The organism is Paenibacillus terrae, assembly GCF_005217525.1.
Classification (GTDB): Bacteria; Bacillota; Bacilli; order Paenibacillales; family Paenibacillaceae; genus Paenibacillus; species Paenibacillus terrae_C.
The window spans coordinates 692,742-712,654 of sequence record NZ_PNXQ01000012.1 but is presented as its reverse complement, the minus strand read 5'-3'; the positions used below and the strand labels follow the sequence as shown (position 1 = coordinate 712,654).

The 19,913-nt window shown below is 44.8% G+C and carries 21 protein-coding genes; 2 read left to right on the top strand and 19 right to left on the bottom strand.

Annotation, left to right across the window (positions count from 1 at the left end):
* The 16 genes from C1I60_RS13400 to C1I60_RS13330 all read right to left on the bottom strand — a co-directional run.
* Positions 1–968: SPFH domain-containing protein (locus tag C1I60_RS13400; RefSeq protein ID WP_252361700.1), on the bottom strand; the 968-nt coding region annotated here is incomplete at its 3' end.
* A gap of 181 nt (positions 969–1,149) precedes the next feature.
* Positions 1,150–1,815: an HD domain-containing protein gene (locus C1I60_RS13395; protein WP_137062144.1), complete on the bottom strand. Its 666-nt coding sequence runs from the start codon at positions 1,813–1,815 to the stop codon at positions 1,150–1,152.
* Positions 1,816–2,153: 338 nt separating this feature from the next.
* Complete coding sequence (locus C1I60_RS13390) at positions 2,154–3,188, bottom strand: NAD(P)/FAD-dependent oxidoreductase (protein ID WP_137062143.1); 1,035 nt, start codon at positions 3,186–3,188, stop codon at positions 2,154–2,156.
* Between the two features lie 152 nt (positions 3,189–3,340).
* Positions 3,341–3,475, bottom strand: coding sequence for a hypothetical protein (locus C1I60_RS26185; protein WP_289306520.1), 135 nt, complete (start codon positions 3,473–3,475; stop codon positions 3,341–3,343).
* 29 nt (positions 3,476–3,504) lie between these two features.
* Complete coding sequence (locus tag C1I60_RS13380) at positions 3,505–3,777, bottom strand: hypothetical protein (protein WP_434784395.1); 273 nt, start codon at positions 3,775–3,777, stop codon at positions 3,505–3,507.
* A 257-nt stretch (positions 3,778–4,034) separates the two neighbouring features.
* The gene (locus C1I60_RS13375) at positions 4,035–4,556 is read right to left on the bottom strand and encodes a GNAT family N-acetyltransferase (protein ID WP_137062142.1); all 522 of its coding nucleotides are present in this window, start codon (positions 4,554–4,556) and stop codon (positions 4,035–4,037) included.
* A 39-nt stretch (positions 4,557–4,595) separates the two neighbouring features.
* The gene (locus C1I60_RS13370; protein ID WP_137062141.1) at positions 4,596–5,603 is read right to left on the bottom strand and encodes a phosphotransferase family protein; all 1,008 of its coding nucleotides are present in this window, start codon (positions 5,601–5,603) and stop codon (positions 4,596–4,598) included.
* Positions 5,604–5,605: 2 nt separating this feature from the next.
* Positions 5,606–6,097, bottom strand: a complete 492-nt coding sequence (locus tag C1I60_RS13365) for an 8-oxo-dGTP diphosphatase (RefSeq protein WP_137062140.1) — start codon at positions 6,095–6,097, stop codon at positions 5,606–5,608.
* A gap of 118 nt (positions 6,098–6,215) precedes the next feature.
* On the bottom strand, positions 6,216–6,641 hold the full coding sequence (locus C1I60_RS13360; RefSeq protein ID WP_137062139.1) for a GNAT family N-acetyltransferase: 426 nt from the start codon (positions 6,639–6,641) through the stop codon (positions 6,216–6,218).
* Between the two features lie 193 nt (positions 6,642–6,834).
* Complete coding sequence (locus C1I60_RS13355; protein ID WP_137062138.1) at positions 6,835–7,860, bottom strand: NAD(P)/FAD-dependent oxidoreductase; 1,026 nt, start codon at positions 7,858–7,860, stop codon at positions 6,835–6,837.
* A complete protein-coding gene (locus C1I60_RS13350) occupies positions 7,861–8,841 on the bottom strand; it encodes an ABC transporter substrate-binding protein (RefSeq protein ID WP_137062137.1) in 981 nt (326 codons plus the stop codon).
* Between the two features lie 95 nt (positions 8,842–8,936).
* Positions 8,937–10,580 carry a helix-turn-helix domain-containing protein gene (locus C1I60_RS13345; protein ID WP_252361699.1) on the bottom strand — a complete coding sequence of 548 codons (1,644 nt, stop codon included), beginning with the start codon at positions 10,578–10,580 and terminating at the stop codon, positions 8,937–8,939.
* Between the two features lie 175 nt (positions 10,581–10,755).
* Positions 10,756–11,727 (bottom strand): hypothetical protein, encoded by a 972-nt coding sequence (locus tag C1I60_RS13340; protein ID WP_252361698.1) that lies wholly within the window; start codon positions 11,725–11,727, stop codon positions 10,756–10,758.
* 185 nt (positions 11,728–11,912) lie between these two features.
* On the bottom strand, positions 11,913–12,224 hold the full coding sequence (locus C1I60_RS25610) for a hypothetical protein (protein WP_252361697.1): 312 nt from the start codon (positions 12,222–12,224) through the stop codon (positions 11,913–11,915).
* Between the two features lie 269 nt (positions 12,225–12,493).
* On the bottom strand, positions 12,494–12,850 hold the full coding sequence (locus C1I60_RS13335) for a FlxA-like family protein (protein ID WP_137062135.1): 357 nt from the start codon (positions 12,848–12,850) through the stop codon (positions 12,494–12,496).
* An 80-nt stretch (positions 12,851–12,930) separates the two neighbouring features.
* Positions 12,931–13,764: a hypothetical protein gene (locus C1I60_RS13330; protein ID WP_137062134.1), complete on the bottom strand. Its 834-nt coding sequence runs from the start codon at positions 13,762–13,764 to the stop codon at positions 12,931–12,933.
* A gap of 264 nt (positions 13,765–14,028) precedes the next feature.
* On the opposite strand from C1I60_RS13330, the gene C1I60_RS13325 reads away from it, so the two are divergent.
* Positions 14,029–14,604 carry a class I SAM-dependent methyltransferase gene (locus C1I60_RS13325; RefSeq protein ID WP_137062133.1) on the top strand — a complete coding sequence of 192 codons (576 nt, stop codon included), beginning with the start codon at positions 14,029–14,031 and terminating at the stop codon, positions 14,602–14,604.
* Between the two features lie 15 nt (positions 14,605–14,619).
* Positions 14,620–15,225 carry a DedA family protein gene (locus C1I60_RS13320; RefSeq protein ID WP_137062132.1) on the top strand — a complete coding sequence of 202 codons (606 nt, stop codon included), beginning with the start codon at positions 14,620–14,622 and terminating at the stop codon, positions 15,223–15,225.
* 306 nt (positions 15,226–15,531) lie between these two features.
* Here C1I60_RS13320 and C1I60_RS13315 read toward each other — a convergent pair whose 3' ends face one another.
* The 3 genes from C1I60_RS13315 to recQ form a co-directional block, all read right to left on the bottom strand.
* A complete protein-coding gene (locus C1I60_RS13315) occupies positions 15,532–16,002 on the bottom strand; it encodes an NUDIX hydrolase (RefSeq protein ID WP_137062275.1) in 471 nt (156 codons plus the stop codon).
* 99 nt (positions 16,003–16,101) lie between these two features.
* Complete coding sequence (locus C1I60_RS13310) at positions 16,102–17,928, bottom strand: B12-binding domain-containing radical SAM protein (RefSeq protein WP_137062131.1); 1,827 nt, start codon at positions 17,926–17,928, stop codon at positions 16,102–16,104.
* A 50-nt stretch (positions 17,929–17,978) separates the two neighbouring features.
* Positions 17,979–19,877, bottom strand: a complete 1,899-nt coding sequence (gene recQ / locus C1I60_RS13305) for a DNA helicase RecQ (protein WP_137062130.1) — start codon at positions 19,875–19,877, stop codon at positions 17,979–17,981.
* Positions 19,878–19,913 lie beyond the last annotated feature (36 nt).

Sequence of the window (19,913 nt, the reverse complement as noted above, 5' to 3'; positions counted from 1 at the left end):
AACTGACCGATTTTCCCTGCATTTTCTGCAAGCTCCTGGAATGCAATGGCAATCAGCTTATCTGGGCTCATATCCATATTCGCCATAGCCTGAAGCACGTTCGGCTCGACATCCTGCAACGATTTCATGACTGCCGTCAGCTCATAGGCCTTGGCATCCGCTTCCGCCTTTTTATTCGTTACGGTCAGCTCAATCAGCACCCGTTTTTTCTCCTCCAAGGCTGTGTCAAAACGTAGTTGCTCCTCCTTCATCTCGCTTTGCTTTTGCTTGACTGAACGTTCAGCATCGAGCTGAGTTTCGCGGATTTGCTTCTTTTTCGTCTCCACTGCAATTTCGGTGTTCAGCTCATTCTCCTTCACACGCCGCTCCTGCTCAATAGAAGCATTCCGACGCTCATACAGGGCGTGATCCGCATTGCGAAGAATTTCCTCCCTTGCCTGCGCCTCCAGCGCTCTCATCGTTTCTTTATTCGGTAAAATCGCCAAAATCGACAGGCCCATCACCTCAATACCGAGCTTTTCGATTTCTGCGTGTTGAGCGATATCCTTCGCCATGCTTTGGGCCAAACGTTCACTGGATTGAACAGCCTCTTTGAGCAGAACACGTTCCAGATACTTTTTGGTCAGCACCTTGGCAATGTTAATCACCCGTTGGGCCAGCTTGCCCGGGTCATCCGAAATGTAGCGATTTGCTTTCAAGTCATACGTATAATTCAAAATCTGCGTCGTTCTCCGATAATCCACAATCCGATAAGTCAGTTGTCCCTGCACCGTCACTGCCTGAAAATCATGGGTCATTTCCTCGAATATGAACGGCACATCAATAGAAGATACAGGAGCGACGACGACTGAGGTCGTTGGAGCGTAATAATAAAAGGATAATCCCACACCTTCCCGAACTACCTTTCCATTCCTCACCTTCATCACATACTCACTGGGCTGAAATTTCACAAAATTAAATCCAAACATAGTCGCTTCCTCGCCTTCCTTATAGTTTTTATTGTTTCGTTATTATTATTTTGTTATTATCAATTTGTTATTAACAATAAGATAGCATACATCTACGATAATATCAATACGACATTTATATAAAAAAGGCCGTTTCCCCTCCGATACACTCGGTAAGAGGAAACAGCCTTATTGAAACAACCTATTTATCGTCCACATTCCATTCCCTATAAAACTGCTCTAGGTACATCTCCATCCATTGATGCCGGACTGCCGCAAGCTCTTTGGCATAAGCGGTATTCATTAAATCCTTGAGCTTTAACAGCTTTTCGTAAAAATGGTATATGGCACTTTTCCCCTCAGCACGATAAGCATGTTGTGAAAAATCCTTTTCCGGGTGATGCATCATACTGCCTTTGGAGCCTGCATACATAAAAGTCCTCGCGATGCCAATCGCTCCAAGGGCATCCAACCGATCTGCATCCTGCACAACCTGACCTTCCAGCGTATCCATAGGCGGATTTTGTCCACCGTTGTAAGACATCGTACCGATAATAGTCATCACATGCGTAATCACGCCCGGATCGCTTACATGCAGACGCAGCCAGTGCTCCACTTTGTCGAGTCCCGCTTGTTTGGAGTCGTTTAATTTTTCATCCGCTACATCATGCAATAGCGCTGCCAGTTCACAAATAAACGTATCTGCGCCTTCTTGGGCAGCAATTACGAGAGACAGCTTTCTCACCCGGTCAATATGCCACCAATCGTGACCGCTGTGGTCATGCTCCAACTGCTGCTGTACAAAAGGTTCTGCCTTTTGAATAATATCTGCCCTTATTGCCTCCTGTTGCCCTGTTCGATTCTCCATAAGTCACCTTCTGCTCCCACCCTTGCATTCTATGGCGAGTTATTTTAATTTCTAACGCTTGTTCATTTACCTATTGATTTGCTTACTGCGGATCATAGAAAGCGGTATGCGAGCTGCCAGCCTCCCATTTGACATTCCCCCGTCCCACTACTTCTTTTAGTGTCCGAAAAGGACAGGCTATCTCTATTTTATTCTATATGGGGTATGACATCCAACCTTTGTGCTGGAGTTAGTGACCGTACAAAAAAGAACTTCCAATTCCACATCAACAGTGGTTTCAGAAGTTCTTTTGCGTTTTGCCTATCCTATCTCTATCCTATCAGACTTATTTACGCAGCTTACTCCACGACACCAAGCTCGCGGTTTTTTTCCTTGAAGCGGCTGTTGTGGGAAGATACATAGGCCACTTTATCTGCTGCGGGATCAATGTACAGCTTGGCGCTATTCAGCGCAAGGGCAGCATCCGTGAACGTACCCGCAATCAGGTACAGCTTGCTTCCGTACTCGACAAAATCGCCTGCACCAAAAACCCCTGGCAGATTCGTTTCTAGCTTTTCACTCACTCTGGCATGCCACTCCCCCATATCCAGTCCCCAATCCCGAAGCGGGCCAAAATCCGATTTCAGACCATGGTTCACAATGATTGCATCGACGTTCAGTACCTGTGTTTCACCCGTCTCTACATGACTGATCGTCACCTGTTCAATCGTCTCACCATTAATACTATGTAGCTGGCTCACCGCATAAGGTGTGAGGACATGAACAGAAGACGCTTTCATGCGGGCTATATTTTTCTCATGTCCGCCAAAATGCTCCCGCCGATGGACTACCGTCACACTCGCAGCAATAGACTCCAGCTCATTTGCCCAATCTACAGCCGAGTCGCCTCCGCCGGAAATTAGGACATGCTTGCCCCGGAACGGCTCCAATTCTTGTACAGTATAATGCAAGTTTGTAACCTCATAGCGGTCAGCTCCTTCAATCTCCAGCTTGGCCATTTTGAGAATGCCATAGCCTACTGCCAGCACCACCGTACGTGTCCAATGCTGCTCACCCGTCGCAGAGGTCAGGAGGAAGGTTCCATCCTCTTGTCGATCCAAACCTGTGATCTGCTGTCCCAGCACAATCGTAGGCTCGAACGTCCGCGCCTGCTGCTCTAGCTGATCAATCAGCTTTTCACATAATATCGGCGTGACACCTCCAACATCCCAAATCATCTTCTCCGGGTAAATGCGCATCCGTCCGCCCAGCTCATGCTTGGCTTCGATCAGCTTGGTCTTCATATCTCTCATTCCGCTGTAAAATGCGGTATACATACCGGCAGGACCACCGCCGATTATCGTTACATCATATAATTCCAAGGACTCTGTCACTCTGCAACTCTCCCTACCTTAGCGTGATATGTCTGCTCCTATTATAAGTGATAATAATTATCAATATCAATTAAGAATTAAAAATATATCCGCTGCGGAGGTTTTTGTGCCTTGGAGCTACATTTTATACAGTACCATGGCTGTTGTTACTCTCATTTTCCTGAGGTATTCACCTGCCACAACACCTGTTCGTCTAAAATCTCGACACATACCCGCAGCTTTACCAAATATTGATCGTACATTCTGTGCTTGGAGATGATTTTAAATTCATGCATGGAAGAATCCATATTTCCCCTGCCCCTTTCATATGAATTTTTCAAAAAAATGGCTTCCCATCTATAATCCAATACCGCTCAGACGGAGGCACCTCGTTCAAAAAGTTTTGGTATTCCCCATTCCATCCCGCTGGAACATAATGCTCAAACGATGCTGGCTCTGGAAACAGCGAATAGAGAATTTTTCGGTCAAAATCAACATACAGCGCAGGGCAGAACTCTAACACCTCATCCTTATGCTCAATGGCATCAGCCAGCATACTGAGCAGTAAGGTTAGTTCATCAGCAGCTACTCTATATCTTACCAGTTCCATTGTCCTTCAAAAATGACACCCACAATGATGTTTTGCGCATATTCAGGCTGTAATTTCATAAGCTTTTGCGCTACCCTCTTTCTCACTTTCTTGTTGTATATCATGACTTCGCAAAATATTTATTTGGGATACGCGGTTCCGTTTAATGCCAATATAACAGATTCCAACGGCAGAATCGGACGTTATAGCAAGGTGTCTCCGAATAATCGTGGAGAATACAGACCCATGTATGAGCAAGCGTATATGCGAAAATCTACTTACAGTTTTATCCAAAATCGATTCATACGTTTTCCATCTTCATTAACGTAATCCTGATCCGGTGTTCCTCCGTTGCCAAGGATTGTTTTTTTGGAGGGAATATTATCGGAGTCACATACAACCAAAGCTCTGGAAATCCCCAGCTCTTTTGCTTTTTCCAGTGCCAACGCAAGCATAGTAACAGCGTAGCTATTCCCCCGTGCGGAAGGACGGATGCCATAGCCGATATGCCCTCCAGCATTTAACAGCTTTTCGTTAAGCTCATGCCTGATGTTCACCGCTCCAACGACCTGCTCATTTGCAGTCACAAGCCAATACGTTGAGGTTTTGACCCAGCCTTCCGACAGACCAATTCCATTTTCCTGATTGCTCAAAAACGTCAGCATACCTTCAAAATCATACGGTTCTGTAGAAATTACCCACGGTACCATAAGCTCCTGACTCTGTTTCCATTCCTCATAGAAAGAAAGATAAGCTTCCTTCCATACACTTTCCGGCTTTACCAATCTGACTGTTTGCACGCCTATCACTTCCTCCTATTAAACTCGCAATTCTTCTGCCTAGTGTTCATATATCTCAATATCCGTGAATTTACGGGCCCAATCTGTAAAAGATTGCTTGTCATCCCAAGTGACCTGCTTCATCGCTTTGGCACAGCCCCAATTTAAAATCTGCTGATGCAGCATATGCACCCGGAAGCGCTCTACAAATCCTTTTTTGTCTTCCATCCCTTTCACGTAAGCTGTAAGAAAACGTCTTGCCAGCTCTTCCTCTCCATTCTCCAAATACATTATGGTTATTTTCGGAAGGTCTGCAACCCCGTCACCAAAATAGGCTGTTGTAAAATCAAAAAGTCCACTGACTCTCCAATCACCATCGCCGTTTTTAACAAGGAAATTTTGCGGTTTATAATCTCCCATTACAAATGTGTTGGCATCCAGTTGATCGAATGCTTGGCGTGAGCCTTCCAATATGCCCTCTACCCATGCTATGTCCTGCACGGAAATGTCTGAGTATTTTCGGGCATCCTCTAGCCAGTAACGGATACGTCCATATAACCACGCCCGATAAGAGACATCAAAAGGACGAATAGCCAGACTGATTGTATCCAGCTCTCCACTGTTCTCAACCTTCCAACTGTGAAGCTCCAGTAGTACAGTAGCCAGCATTTCAGCCATCTGTTGTCGATCAGGCGGTGTCAGTTTCGCTTGCAGCTCGGGCGTATGTATATGCTGACCGTCTAAACGGGGCATAACAGCATAGCTCCAGCCAAAAATATCCTCGGTTTCATCCACAAGATACGGTGCAGGCACAGGAATTTGGGTCCTTGTATGTAGTTGCTCCACTATAAACTGCTCTTCCACCCATTGCCCTTGAAAAAGCGGGTTGCCCTTCAACACAAATTGTCCAGCAGTCGAAGAAATATAGAGGGTTTGTCCCATGACGCCTTCTGCCGTTTTCCCCGAAGATCGCAGGCGACCCAGATTGAAACGATCCAGCATCCTCTGCAATTGATCATCTGCTACCTCCCCCAACCGATTAGATGAAAAATAAATGGTCGTTGTCATCTCTACACCCGATAGTTTTTGACCGTTGCTTCCAAAGTTTCATTCGTGTCCTGTATCCACACCTGGCTCACCTCAAAGGTACCGGGAGCGAAAAACAATGGGAATCTCTGCTTAAACCAATCCTGCATCGGCAGATCGAGCGCTTCCTCCATATCCACCCATAGCAGTTCACCTTCTGGAGGATTTTCTAGCAGCTCCCCTTCACTCGCAGTAGCCAAATAGTTAAATACCATGTATCTTAACCCTTTGCTAGGGTCACAAAATTCGTCAATTCCTTTAAATACAATTTCCGTTACGGTTAATCCTGTTTCTTCCTTCACTTCACGAATGGCCCCATTCACAATGCTCTCTGGAAATTCTACTTTCCCTCCTGGCGCGATGTAACCTGGAAAGCCCTTTTTATCCGGTCTGTTGAGGAGCAATACCTTGGTTCCGTCCTGAATCATGCACATCGTATATATTTTGTGTGTCACTTCCGTGGTCAATCCGATCATACCTTTCTTTATCCCTATTCTTTATAGTATAACTTCTAGCTTTCCAGCCGACATATCGTAGTTAAATATGGTATCCCTCAACTTTAACTCCCTTTAGCCGCATATATTAGAGTTCTCACTAGATGTTTTTCTTATAATAATAGTGTTTAAAGCCTCGGGGCGCATCATCAATGAGACCGATCACTTCGTACCCCTGCTTTTCATAAAAATCGGGGGCCTGAAAAGTAAACGTGTTGAGTTGTATAAAAGTACACCCATTATCTTTGGCGATTTGCTCAATCTCACCAAGCAACTGTGAACCATAACCCTTCCCTTGGTAGCTTTGATCTACCCACAAAATATCAACCTCCACCCAGTTCCAGCACAGCACACTTAACAGACCGCCGATCACCTGACCAGCGTCGTTTTTGAGGGTAAGATTGATCTCCTCATACCGGGTTCGGATATCCTCAGGTATGTGTTTTGCGTTAAACTCAATCAATTTGTTCCTGACAAATCGCGCTTCATCCTTACTGCTTCGACTCATTTGAGGTTCCTGCGTCATGGCCTAAATCCTCCAATTTAAAATAAAATTTATAATCGCTTGAAATAAGATTTTCACGTTAAGATTCATCGTAGTTACTGTTTTATATTGTATAAATATTTCCATGTAAAGTCACCTTCTCATTTTTCTTATTACACCAAAAAGATCACAGTAATGATTCGAGAAAAATCTCGTCAATTACTGTGATCTCTTATCAACCTTGTAAGATCGCTTTATTTTTTTCAAAGAAGGCAGCATGATGAGACGAAACACCAGCCATATCTGAAGCAGTTGGTTCCAGATAGAGCTTAGCACTATTTACGGCTAATACGGCATCATTAAATGCTCCTGCAATTAAACGTACCTTGCTGCCATAGGTGATAAAGTCTCCAGCCCCAAAAATTCCCGGGATGCTTGTACGCATTCGAGCATCAACAGAGACTCCATAATCTTCCCTGTCTAGCCCCCAATTCAATACATCACCGAAATCACGATCAAATCCATGACTGACTACAACTTCATCTACTTCAACCTGCTTGATAGCACCGGTCTTGAAATGCCTGAGAGCCACGCTTCCAATAGAATCCCCCGCACCATGTAAGCAATCTATCATGTACGGTGTCATGACCTTAGCAGATGCCCTCATTTGGGCTACGGGAAGTTCATGTGCAGTAAATTCATCTCGTCTATGAGCCACAATAACCTCTTTGGCCAGCTTTACAATTTCATTCGCCCAATCCACCGCGGAATCTCCGCCCCCTGAAATTAGAACACGCTTATCTTTAAATCTGGACAAATCTGTAATCACATAATGAAGGTTCGTCAATTCATACCGATTTGCCCCTTCAACATCCAGCTTTTGAACTTGTGTCATTCCTCTTCCAGCACATAATAAAATAGTACGTGTGTAGTGACATTCACCCGTTTTTGATGTCAGTACAAAGACATCCTCATGACGTTCCAAATGTGCGATTTCCTGACCTAACACAACGGTGGGATCAAATGTTTTCGCTTGTCTCTCCAAGGCATCAATTAATCTCTCACATCGTATCGGATCCACTCCGCCCACATCCCAGACTAATTTCTCAGGATATGTACGCATAAATCCGCCCAGCTCCTGTTTAGCGTCAATTAATTTAGTACGCATCGCTCTCATTCCACTATAAAAAGCAGCATACATACCAGCAGGGCCGCCGCCAATAATGGTGATATCGTAAATATCCCGTTGCTCTGTTTTCATTTAAGGCACCAACTTTTCTACGACATAGTCAATAAGCAGACTTGATCCAATGGGACCTTCACCTTCAACAAAATCACTTGTTTTTAGTGGAAATACATGGTTATTTTTAACAGCGTCCATGTTCTTCCATAACGGGTTTTCTTCCAAACTTTTCAGTGAATCTGCACTGTTATAATTTTGTATCATTCTTTTCTCAAGGAAAATAAAATCCGGTTTGATTTCAGGTAAAATCTCTAGTGAAAATGGTGTAAACCAGTCTTTCGAGTCTTTAAATATTTCAGGGATTGTTAGCCCAAGTGTTTTATAAAAGAATTCACTGCTCTCGCCAGCTTGTGATCCTAAATAACGATATTGTTTTGGGTCTACTCGAAGAATAAGCACCGTTTTATTCCCAATAGCTTGATGAATTTTTTCTCTCGCCCTTGTCGCCTTCTCCCCAAATTCAGCTAATACCTTTTCGGATTCTGTCTTCTTATCGAAGAGGTCTGCTAATTTGGGCATTGCGTCATACATGCCGCTACCTGCCTGTAAAGCAATGGTTGGAGCAATCCTGGATACCTTTTCATATACTTGTGCATCCATCCCGTCTCCTTGTGTGATAATCAAATCTGGCGATAAATGAAGCAATTTTTCATAATTCATTTGATACTGCTGCTCTTGAATCATTTTAACTCCATGCTTTTCAAAATATGGCAGCCGATAAGCCGGTTCTATTTCGGGAACAAATGAAACCATTTGTGGCGTAATTCCCATTTCAATTAAATACTCTGCATATTTGGAACTCATGACAAGCATATTTTTCGGATGAGATGGGATTGTCACATCTCCAAAAGCATCCTTCACCACTCTTGTTCCACCGCTCTCTGGATTCCCTATGGAAGAAGCCGCTTCCTTCTGCTTTGGTGCATTGGTACACGCTGCTAATACGAAGGTAAAAGCTAACAGTACGGTTCCCAATCGTATCATTGCCCGTTTTGACATGATGGCCCTCTCTTCTGTTGATAATAATTATCATTATCAAAGATTATCAAATAAGAAGATATCCTTCCATAGCTAACCGTGCGTATTGAAGTGGATTATTGTGCTCTATTATTTGGTGAATCCATTAAACTGCTCACGATTTGATCCATAATCATCGTATACCCAACAACTCCACTACCATCCACCCACAGACTCGTATCTATATAGAACACCCGATGATCTTTAACCGCTCTGACATTTTCCCACTGACTGCTCTCCATGAGCTTCTTCATATTTTCCTCTGCGCTGAAATTCTCCATCACACGCTTCTCCACAAATAGATAGTCAGGATTAGCCATAAGCAGCTGCTCAAGGGAGCATGGATTAAACCATGCTTCTCCCGCCTTTAGCGATTCTGGGAGTGATAGTCCTAACTTCTGATACAGCAATTGAGATACCTCGCTTGAATATCCCCCAAGATATCGATATCCAAAGGGTTCCACTCTTAGAACCATGACTGTAGCAGAGGAGTCTATTATTCTTTTTAATTGTTTTCTTGCTGCTCTCACTCCTTCTTCCATTTGAGCCTGGAGCTTTTCTGCTGCTGCCTTTTTATTAAATAAAGCTGCAAATTGATCAAGCAGAACATCCAAATGGATGGTAAGACCTGTGATAATGGGTGCGATTGTGCGCAATTTCTTCTTTGTATCTTCCGTTAACAGATGTCCAACAATCAGCTCCGGCTTTTTTTGTTGAATTAAAGTTATATTGATATCGTATTGTGGTACTTCCAGCAATTCTACTTGATGTTTCTCAAATAATTGCCGTTGATGCTGTGGTAATAGCAGGGGGGTGACCATAACCGCATAGGGTATGATGCCTAAATCAATTAAAACGTCAGCACAAAGCGGTGATATGGATAAAATTTTGCGTTGCTCCAAGGTTCGAACATAATTTCCTGGCGACACACCTGTAAAATGTTTGAAGCGGCGGCTAAAATAATGAGCATCCTCAAAACCTACTTTTTTAGCAATCTCTTGAGATTTCGCTGAAGTTAATAACAGCTCTTCTTGTGCGCGATAAATCCTGTATTTCGCTAGATACTCTAATGGAGGTTGGCCACATAATTCACTGAATTTCCGAGAATAATGCCACTGACTTATGCCTGCCATCTGTGCTAATTGCTCACGTGTAATCACTTCATCATAATGTTCTTGCATATAGGTGATAGAACGTATAATTCCATTTTCAGTGGTCTGCTGCTCAGTTGGCTGTATATGATATAAATTCTTCAATAATCCATACAAAAGATGTTGATTCTCAACCATCATCTCACTAATCCCATCACAAACTTGTTCTTCACTCAAACGGTCACGTATACTCGCTAAAAAACCGCGGGTTAACTGCACCTTTTGATAGGTTTTCCCGGTAGGTACATGCCATTCAAATTTCATGATTTCTCGTTCTTGGTGGAAAGAATACGTATCAAACTGAATTTTCCAGCCAGCCAGATCAAGATTCCCACCCTCTATAACCTCAATCAACGATCCTTTTTCGATGGCAATCAAATCCCCAAATGCAACATGGACATGCTGCCCATTAATGTTCCAAACCGCTTGCCCGTCTGTAATGATAATCAGTGCATGGCTAAGAAAATAATGTATTTCTCCTACGGTAAGCCATTTATCTGTTAACGGCTGAGTTGACTCCCATTTCGCAATCCATGCGTTCTCATTTGGTTGTGCTTGTACTTGAGTCAATATTTTTAATCTCCTGTTCCTGCAAATATAGATGGTTATGTTAACGATTTTAAGATGAATGCTCTTATTGTTTAAAACAAATAAGCCCATGCACGGAAGAATCCAACATGGGCTTTAGCTATTTTAACACAATCTTTTTTATAGATTCAACTAACAACTCTATCGAATAAGCTGCTTATGAGGCACTGACTGGGGTCAGCTTGCCACCGCCGGACAGGGTAATGGTTTCCCCGTTCAACCAGCTATTTGCACTCGCACTTGCATCATAATAAATGGTGTGTCCGTTATCCACGATGTTGGAGAGCTTAGTATCACTGTCTGTCAAAGAGGTCAGATAGGAATCCGCTGTAACGACCCAATTGCTTGTTTTATCCAGATTTAACGCAACTGATTTAGCTTTATTTTCGGAATTCATAGCGCCTTTCAGGGTTGTCTTGTTTTTCAGATTAGCGGTAATGGAACTGACTTTATCCGCAGTAATGCTGCCCGGCAGTGTTTGGTTGTCTGCGTTCAGCGTCACGTTAGCCCCGTTTGAACCTGTGGTTCCCCACTTGTCGGCAGCAGCGTTCAGCAGCACTCCTATATTTCCTTTTAATTTGGCCCCTTTCAGGTTAACCACAGCTTCTGTATTAGTAGAATAGAGGATGGGACCCGCCTTAGCCGTCAATGTACCCCCATTCATCGTAAAGACGCTGGTTCCGACCTCGGCATCGCCTGAGAAGCTTTGATACAGCATGACGCCACGATCTACATCTCCAGACAAGCTGGTGTTATTGACCGTAATGCTGTTTCTACCCTCAATGACAGCCGCTTCCGATCCGGTTGCTTTCAAATCCGAATTGGATACAGTAATCGTACCTGTCGAATAGATGCCTGGGGAGCCTTTTCCTGTTGTTTTGCCCGTTGCTTTGGTCACATTAATCGTACCATTACCCCGGTCTGTCGCAATAGCTGCGGAATGCTCACCAGCCGTTTGGATTTTGACATTCGTTGCATGAACCGTTCCCTTCAAGGTAGCATCCAGTCCACGCGAGGAGTCAGCGCTGGTTTGAATGGTAACATCTTTTACATTAATGGTAGAGCCTTCTCCTGTTGCAAACACCGCATTGGCTCCGTTGGCATCCGTTTTAATAGTGGAATCCGACAACTGAATGGTGCTGGCGGAGGCAGCTAAAACCCCGGCGTTCAGGCCGTAAAAGTTACTGTAATCGTCCGATGAGGTAGCACCTTTTTTAGTTAGAGTGGATTTGGAAAGTGTTAATTTTCCACTATCCGTTACTTTGACAATCGACTGATCTGCCTGATCCGCAGCAATCGTCTGCTTGGACAGGGTTACACTTTTACCGCTTTGTGTGTATTTTGCTGTTCCGTTATCTGTATAGCTGTCCGAGCCTTCACCTGGTTGTCCGCTGGGTGGCTCTCCATCCGAGGCGTTCCTTCCGGTGGGGCTTCTACGGTTGCGCTAGTACCTGTCGAATTGGTGTCTGTAGAAGTTACTGTAGCGGAATCCTCTTGAGTGGCGGTTACAGATGATGAAGTAGATGCAGCGGTCGTCCCGTCCGTCGATGAGCTGGCATAAGCATACGATGCAGTAATAGAAGCCAGCAGTACAGCCGTAGCGATTACATTCAATTTCTTTTTCATAAAATCATTCCTTTTCACAAAGTATAGTTTGGTGAAGCCTGTATGCATAGACTTGATGGTTCTACAAGGTGTCAGGGAGCTTATAAGGAGTGAATTGCTTGTCCTTATCGGCTACAAACTCATTTTAGAACACTAGATTGAAAATAAAATGAGTGCTTACTGAAGGTTTGCTGAATGCTAAAAAAACAGGCCCCCGGTGAGGCGGAGAGCCTGCTAACTACTGTCTTCTGTTGTCTGTTGTCTGCCGTAAAATGAGAGAGAAAGTTTGATTAGATTGAAATATCCAATGACTTCCCAACACCGGTAATGTCGCTACTGTTAGCAGTGTTGACACGAGTGGATTCCGTGTTGCTTGGTGGAGCTGGCTGTTGCGCTTTTGAAGTTGACGTGCTGCTGGATTGCGAACTTTGCTGGGCAATCTGCGCTTCAATTTGTTTAATTTGCTGCTGAAGCTGCTTCATTTTCGTTTCTTTTGTATCCTTATTATCCTTACTTTGCTGTACCTTGTTGTACTCCGCTTCAAGTTGAGCTTTTTGCTTTTCCAGACTAGCTGTATCGTTGGTACTGGATGAAGATGAAGTGCTTGCAATAGATATAGAACTGCTGGACGTCGATGAAATGTTCATAAAAGATTCCGCCTTTATCATAGTATGGGTTTACAGTTGTGGGCTAACTATACTCTAAGTAATGGTATTGCAAAGTATGACTATGAAGATGATGAAACAGATTGTTCGAAAACTTTAGCGATTTTATCAAATAAAGCCAATATTTCTTCATCTGTCGCATTCGATTCGTCCGTATTGCCCCATGCGTTTTTTAATGCAGACAACAGATCTGTTGCTTGATCATCCTCTGAAGACGTCGACCCGGACACCAGACTGGAACTCAGGATACTTTGCAAATCACTCATGAGAGATCTTTTTTCATCTACCGTAAGTTCCTTGTCAGATGTAGTGCTGTTGCCCTCCTGGTTCGAGGTCTCCTGTATATTCCATGCGAACGGAGGCATAATTCCACCCATCGCTTGCATCATAGGAGGTAGACCTCTGCTATCGACCTCCGACTGGAATGAGTCATCTTTGGGCGGCGGTGCAGGCCGATTATTCTGGATCGTTTCTGCTACTTTATCGAATAGATCCGATACTTCCTCATCCGTTATAGTCGAAATATCCAGATTGGATAATAACTCGGTAACTGAAGCCAGTGGGTTCTTGGTGCTTCTAGTAGGTTCATCTGTTTCAGATAAGGCGCTTGAGGAGGTCAGGTAGCTTTGCAGCTCGGATAATAACGTTTTCTGTTGATCCGTAGTCAACGTAAGCTTATCCTGGTCGTATTTGTAATCATAACTGTAGTTTTCCGTAGGAAGCGAGGTTTGCATTCCACCCGCATATTCCATAAATTCCGTGCTCAATTCGAGTGAATCATTCGATTTCTTGTGTGTGGTGTTACCTGTGTTATTTAATCCAGTCTCGTTGGACTTCACCGTATTCGAGGTATCATAGGAAGTCGTGATCAGATGCCTGTTAATGGATAGTGACAAAGTAGATCCCCTCTCAGTGTACATCATTTTTTTAGTTGCCCACCCCTCTTTCATCGGTAGCGAAACTGAATGCACCCTGAAGATACGCTGAATGATAACTGAATAATTTCCCCACTGCTTCCTAGACTATAGTCAAGGAAAATCCCCGTCTCAGGACGGGGATATGAACCCTACTCCAGACAGGAGCAAGCAAAGGTATAATTTGTTACTCTTAGCAGAGAATAAACGAACGTATTCAGAAAATCGAAAGTAGGGGAACGGTTCATGATCCGTATTAGTCATTTGGTTCAAGAGAGATTTCTATTCTTATTTAAATTTTTGCATTCGCCAGCCTATGTGGGTAGTGTAACACCAAGCTCCAGATTTCTAGCTAAAAAAATGATCGAATCCATTCCATGGAGTGAAATTCATAGTGTTGCCGAGCTTGGTGCTGGTACTGGGGCAATCACTCAATACATTCCATCTGCTGCAAAGGAACAAACCAAGGTACTGCTTTTTGAGAAGGATCAGACAATGCAACGAGATTTAAAAAAGAAATTTCCAAATTATCTTTGTTACTCCGACTCCCGTGAGCTTCAACGTGCTATGCAAAATGCCGAAATTGAACAGCTTGACTGCATTATAAGCGGGCTGCCATTTTTTAATTTCCCCCAAGCGATGCGAGATCAAATTGTAGAACAGATTCACCTATCGCTCAAGGATCAGGGAATGTTTGTCGCCTTTCAATATTCCAAGCAAATGAAACAGCAATTAGAGGAATGGTTTGATATTGAGGAAATCAAGTTTGTGCCTATGAACATTCCACCTGCGTTCGTCTATGTTTGCCGGAAAAAAGCTTGAGCAAGGAGGTTGGATATGGACGTTGATTATTTAATTTCCATTATCGAAGACTACGGCTATGCGGCATTATTTTTTTCCTTATGGCTCGGGATCGTGGGGCTACCCATTCCAGATGAAGTCATTGTGATGACTGGCGGGGCTGTAACCAGCATGGGAATACTTCAACCGTTACTCGCCTTTTTCATTGTATATCTAGGGGTTATATCGGGCTTGTCCTTAGGTTATGTATTGGGAAGATTCTTGGGTACAACCGTTCTAGATCGTTTACGACGAAAAAAGAAAATGGACAAGTACATTACATTTTCGGAAAATTTGGTACATAAGTATGGCAATTTCACCATTTGCATTAGTTATTTCCTGCCGATTGTCCGTCACATCATCCCTTATATTGTCGGGATCAATAAAATGAGCTTTAGGCGTTATGCTCTGTTCTCTTACTCAACAGGCTTGATCTGGACGCTAATCTTCTTTTTACTCGGACACTTCTTCGGCGATCATGTACAAACAGCAGGAGAACTTATACATCGTTATGGCTTACAGATCGCATTGCTTCTCATGGTATTGGCAATACTATTTTTTATAATGAAATATGTTTGGGGGAAGAAAACAACTGAGGAGTAAAGGTTGATCATGTTCGCCATGTTCATTCTGGCGTTACTTATCTACATAAAAAAGAAATAGACCGCCCTCAGCAAAGGTAAACGGTCTACTTCAACGCCTTTGTTAACACAGCCACCGCCCTTATAAGCGGCTGTTGTCAAAGAGTGAGGGTGTTGGTAGCATCCTTACTCTTTTTTAGTATATACCTTTTGGCTATAGTTTATCACAGGAAAAACCATATTGCCAATATGGAAAATCTTTTATTCAGGCACCCAAATGTAGGATTTCCCACTAACATACTCTATTCAAATATCAGATGACAGCATTTCATCCCAAGTTATTTTTTGAAAGCAGGGTTATTTGTAAAAACCGTTGAATAACCGGGATATCCGGGGGACTAATTTCATCAGGAAGATGGTCGAGATCAAAAAATCTTAATTCCTTGACTTCATTTGGATCTTCCTTTAGCTCCCCCGTATATTCGGTGCAAATATAGGCTGTAACGACATTGTATACTTCGTCCCCATGCGGGTATTTATAGTATAATTGCGGCCCGGAGAATACATCCAATAGAGTAAGGCTACCTGCTTTCAGCCCTGTTTCCTCGGCTAATTCTCTTACCGCGACCTCTTCCATAGATTCTCCCGGTTCCAGTGACCCGCCTGGCAATCCCCACAAACCATTATCTGCTCGAAGTCCTAGCAGTAATTTGTTTTTATGAAGTAATAGCACGCAAGCGCCTGCCATGATTAAGGGTCTGGTACCTACCACTTTTCTTAAGTCCATCATATAGCCCAATCTGATCACTCTTTTCATTCGTCAAAAGAAGGCACCGACTCTTGTGTTGTCAAGAACGATGCCTTCTGATGTTTAGATGTCATTTGTACCTTATTCCTCTTAAATCGCTGCAATTTCCTTGCCAATCGGCATGGTGTAGTACAGCGGCTTTTGCTGTTCGTTTTGCTGGTAGATTACGAGTAGCAGCGTGCGGCCTTCTGCGGTCAAAGGGCTGCCGCCACTCAGCATATGATCCAACCGGAACGGAAGAACATCCAGCACAGCGTGCTTTTGCAGTTCCTTTTCACCCAGCTTCAAGGAAGCGAAAGTCGGAATGATCTCGCGGTATGGCTGCGGCTGATCTGCCACAGAGTCTGCAACCACAGGTGACAACAGCGCATCCGGGTGCTGGAGAGCCATTTTCATATAGCTGGACCAATCGTCCTTCTCCAAGGCATGTTCCCACCAGATTTTACGCGGCTTGTATTTATGGTTCAGGAAATAGTCGAGCTTCATCAGCCCAAGCACCATATCCATTCGCTTCGTTCCGCGTGATTCAAGAAAGGACTGGAGACGCGTAAACAGGTCTTCGAGCTGGTGGCCGATTTTTTGCCAGCCTTGTCCCTCCCAATAGTCTCCGAACTCCTGAAAGAAATCGAAGGCAGACGCAAATTCGCGCTCGATCAGATAGTTCACCGTATGATCCATACGATGGGAGTTCCAGTATTTCTCCAGCACATCTTCCAAGCGTTTGAGCCGAACGATATCGGCAAAGGAAAGGACGTCATTGCTCAGCATTTCATAAGGTGCAACGTCCATGTACGTGTAGTTGTACTTATCTGCGTCGATACGCAGCCCAGTGCCACGCAGCATTTTGAGGAAGCCGAGCTGAAGCTCCTCCGGACCGAGCGCAAAAACATCATTAAACGTTTTACGGAACGTATTGTAATCCTCCAAAGGTAGGCCTGCAATTAAATCGAGATGCTGGTCGATCTTGCCGCTTTGTTTGACCTTCGTAACGGTACGGGAAAGCTTGGCAAAGTTCTGGCGACGCTTGACCAATTCATTGGTCGGATCGTTCGTCGATTGGACGCCGATTTCAAAGCGGAATACGCCCGGCGGCGCGTTTTCTGCCAAATAATCCAACACCTCGGGACGCATAATATCTGCTGTAATCTCAAACTGGAAGACACATCCACGATGGTTTTCAATGAGAAACTTGAACATTTCCAGCGCATAATCGCGTTTAATGTTAAAGGTCCGATCCACGAACTTGATCAGGTTGGCTCCGTTGTCGATCAGATACAGAATATCCGACTTTGTACGCTCAATATCGTAATAACGCACCCCTACCTCTATACTGGACAGACAGAACTGGCAACTGAACGGACAACCCCGACTGGTTTCAAAATAAACAACCCGCTTGCCTAATTCCGGTATATCCTCTGCAAAGCGGTACGGTGACGGAAGCTCGTTCAAGTCCGCCTTTGGACGACCTGGCATCTGAATGACCTCTTCTCCCTTGCGGTAGGCCAATCCATAGACAAAATGGTACTTTTGCGTACCCTCAATCTCCTGAAGCAATTGATGAAAGGTTTCCTCCCCTTCACCGACAACGATAAAATCCACATTCGGCAGGCGTTTCATCCAATGATCGGTATCGTAAGAAACTTCCGGGCCACCGAGAATGATTTTGACCTTTGGCATAATTTTTTTCAATACATCAATCACTTTAATTGTCTCTTCAATGTTCCAAATGTAACAGGAAAAGCCGATGACATCCGCTCCCCGCTGAAACAGGTCGGATACGATGTTCATCACAGGGTCCTTGATCGTATACTCCGCCAGCTCGATGTCAAAGTCCTTTTCACTGTAGGCTTTGAGACACCGAATCGCCAGCGAGGTATGAATATATTTTGCGTTTAACGTTGATAAAATGACTTTCATAGGTCACAACCTTTTATAGTTTGCATGATGCCTCATATCCTTTAGTATAGCTATTCAAAATCCTCATACACATCGTCCGCATAAATCTCATCTTCGTTCACTGTTCCTCCGGCATTCCCCTGATTTTGAAAAAAATCAAGGAATAGCTTGCCGTACTTGCGGAACTTCACTTCGCCAACACCCTTGATCCGCAGCATGTCCGCCTCGGATTGCGGGTTCGCTACACTCATCTCACGCAGCGTGGCATCGTTAAAAATGATATAGGACGGCACATGCTCCTGCGCAGCCAAATCGCGGCGAATCAGGCGCAGTTGCTCGAACACCGTTTCGTTGACTGCCGCTGGGTACGCATCGCGTCCCTGTCGTCCACGTGAGCCTGTCCCACCTGCAAAAGCTGTGGCATGTCGCACCACACGCTGCATGACTTCGCGCTGGCCCTTCAGCACTTCAGCCGCAGGTTGCTGCAAACGGACAACCGGATATTGTCCCTCAGACAGCAGCAGATAGCCTTCCGATACAAGGACGTTAATAATTTCAGAAATTTCTTTTTCCGTCCGATTGCCCATTACACCATAGGTTGGCAGGCTGTCAAAGCCATACTGTAGCACTTTTTTGTTACGCGAGCCTTTCAATACCGAGGCTACCATCGAAACACCAAAACGTTCCCGCATGCGATGAATACATGAAAAAATCTTTTGCGCATCAATGGTCATGTCTACCAGTTCCCGTTCATCTGTACATGAGCTGCATGTGCCGCAAGCTTCATGCTCCTCTGCCTCACCAAAATACTCAAGCTGCGCCGTACGCAAGCAGCGAGTCGTGTAGCAATAATCAACCATCTGCTGGAGCTTACGATAGTCGTTGCGCTTGCGGTCCTCATCCTGCGGATTTTGCTCGATCAGGAATTTCTGGGTCACAATATCCTGCGGTCCGAACAGCAAAATACATTGACTCGGATCGCCGTCACGTCCTGCGCGTCCCGCCTCTTGTACGTAAGCCTCCATATTTTTAGGCATATTGTAGTGAATGACGTAGCGCACGTTCGATTTGTCGATTCCCATTCCGAAGGCGTTGGTCGCTACAATGACACGAATATCGTCGTACAGGAAGCCCTCCTGGCTGTCTGCCCGTTCCTGATCGGTCATCCCGGCATGATAACGCCCAGCCGCCATTCCCGCATCCCGCAGCCGTTGGTACAGATCGTCCACGTCCTTGCGTGTCGCCGCATAAATAATGCCCGATTCGCCGTCATGCTCACGCGCATAATTCAGCAGAAAGCTGCGCTTGTCCTCCCCACGCAGCACGCTGAACGCCAAATTCGGACGTCCCAGTCCCGTGACGAATGTCTCCGGCTCACGCAAGCGAAGCAGCCGCACGATGTCGTCCATGACCTGCGGTGTCGCCGTTGCCGTGAATGCCGCTACAATCGGGCGCTCGTATAGCCCGTCCACAAAAGGAGCCACCGCCAAATAGCTGGTGCGAAAGTCATGTCCCCACTGGGATACACAGTGCGCCTCGTCAACCGCAACGCAGGAAATCGGTAGCTGCGCCATCTCATCGCGGAACCAGTCCAGCTCCAGCCGCTCCGGTGCAACATATAGCAGCTTCAAATCTCCATTCCGTGCGGCACGTATGCGGTCGTTCACTTCTCGGCCACTCAGCGTACTATTGATATAGGCAGCCGCAATTCCCATCGTGGTCAGCGCATCCACCTGATCCTTCATCAGTGAGATCAGCGGTGACACAACAATCGTCAGCCCATCATGCAGCAGTGCAGGAATCTGGTAGCATATGGATTTACCTCCACCTGTTGGCATAATACCCAACGTATCGTTGCCCTCCAGCATACTGGCGACAATTTTCTTTTGACCCTCCCGGAAATCGGGATAGCCATAAAATTTTTGCAGTAAATCCTGCGCCCGTTCCAATGTTGGTGCTTGTACACTCATAGTTTCAAAACTCCTCATATTTCTGGCGTCCCTCGA

Excerpts from the sequence above, each read along its gene's own strand:
- C1I60_RS13395 (WP_137062144.1), bottom strand. The coding sequence starts at position 1,815 with ATGGAGAATCGAACAGGGCAACAGGAGGCAATAAGGGCAGATATTATT.
- C1I60_RS26185 (WP_289306520.1), bottom strand. The coding sequence starts at position 3,475 with ATGGATTCTTCCATGCATGAATTTAAAATCATCTCCAAGCACAGAATG.
- C1I60_RS13380 (WP_434784395.1), bottom strand. The coding sequence starts at position 3,777 with ATGGAACTGGTAAGATATAGAGTAGCTGCTGATGAACTAACCTTACTG.
- C1I60_RS13370 (WP_137062141.1), bottom strand. The coding sequence starts at position 5,603 with ATGACAACGACCATTTATTTTTCATCTAATCGGTTGGGGGAGGTAGCA.
- C1I60_RS13365 (WP_137062140.1), bottom strand. The coding sequence starts at position 6,097 with ATGATCGGATTGACCACGGAAGTGACACACAAAATATATACGATGTGC.
- C1I60_RS13360 (WP_137062139.1), bottom strand. The coding sequence starts at position 6,641 with ATGACGCAGGAACCTCAAATGAGTCGAAGCAGTAAGGATGAAGCGCGA.
- C1I60_RS13355 (WP_137062138.1), bottom strand. The coding sequence starts at position 7,860 with ATGAAAACAGAGCAACGGGATATTTACGATATCACCATTATTGGCGGC.
- C1I60_RS13350 (WP_137062137.1), bottom strand. The coding sequence starts at position 8,841 with ATGTCAAAACGGGCAATGATACGATTGGGAACCGTACTGTTAGCTTTT.
- C1I60_RS25610 (WP_252361697.1), bottom strand. The coding sequence starts at position 12,224 with ATGAAAAAGAAATTGAATGTAATCGCTACGGCTGTACTGCTGGCTTCT.
- C1I60_RS13335 (WP_137062135.1), bottom strand. The coding sequence starts at position 12,850 with ATGAACATTTCATCGACGTCCAGCAGTTCTATATCTATTGCAAGCACT.
- C1I60_RS13325 (WP_137062133.1), top strand. The coding sequence starts at position 14,029 with ATGATCCGTATTAGTCATTTGGTTCAAGAGAGATTTCTATTCTTATTT.
- C1I60_RS13320 (WP_137062132.1), top strand. The coding sequence starts at position 14,620 with ATGGACGTTGATTATTTAATTTCCATTATCGAAGACTACGGCTATGCG.
- C1I60_RS13310 (WP_137062131.1), bottom strand. The coding sequence starts at position 17,928 with ATGAAAGTCATTTTATCAACGTTAAACGCAAAATATATTCATACCTCG.
- recQ (WP_137062130.1), bottom strand. The coding sequence starts at position 19,877 with ATGAGTGTACAAGCACCAACATTGGAACGGGCGCAGGATTTACTGCAA.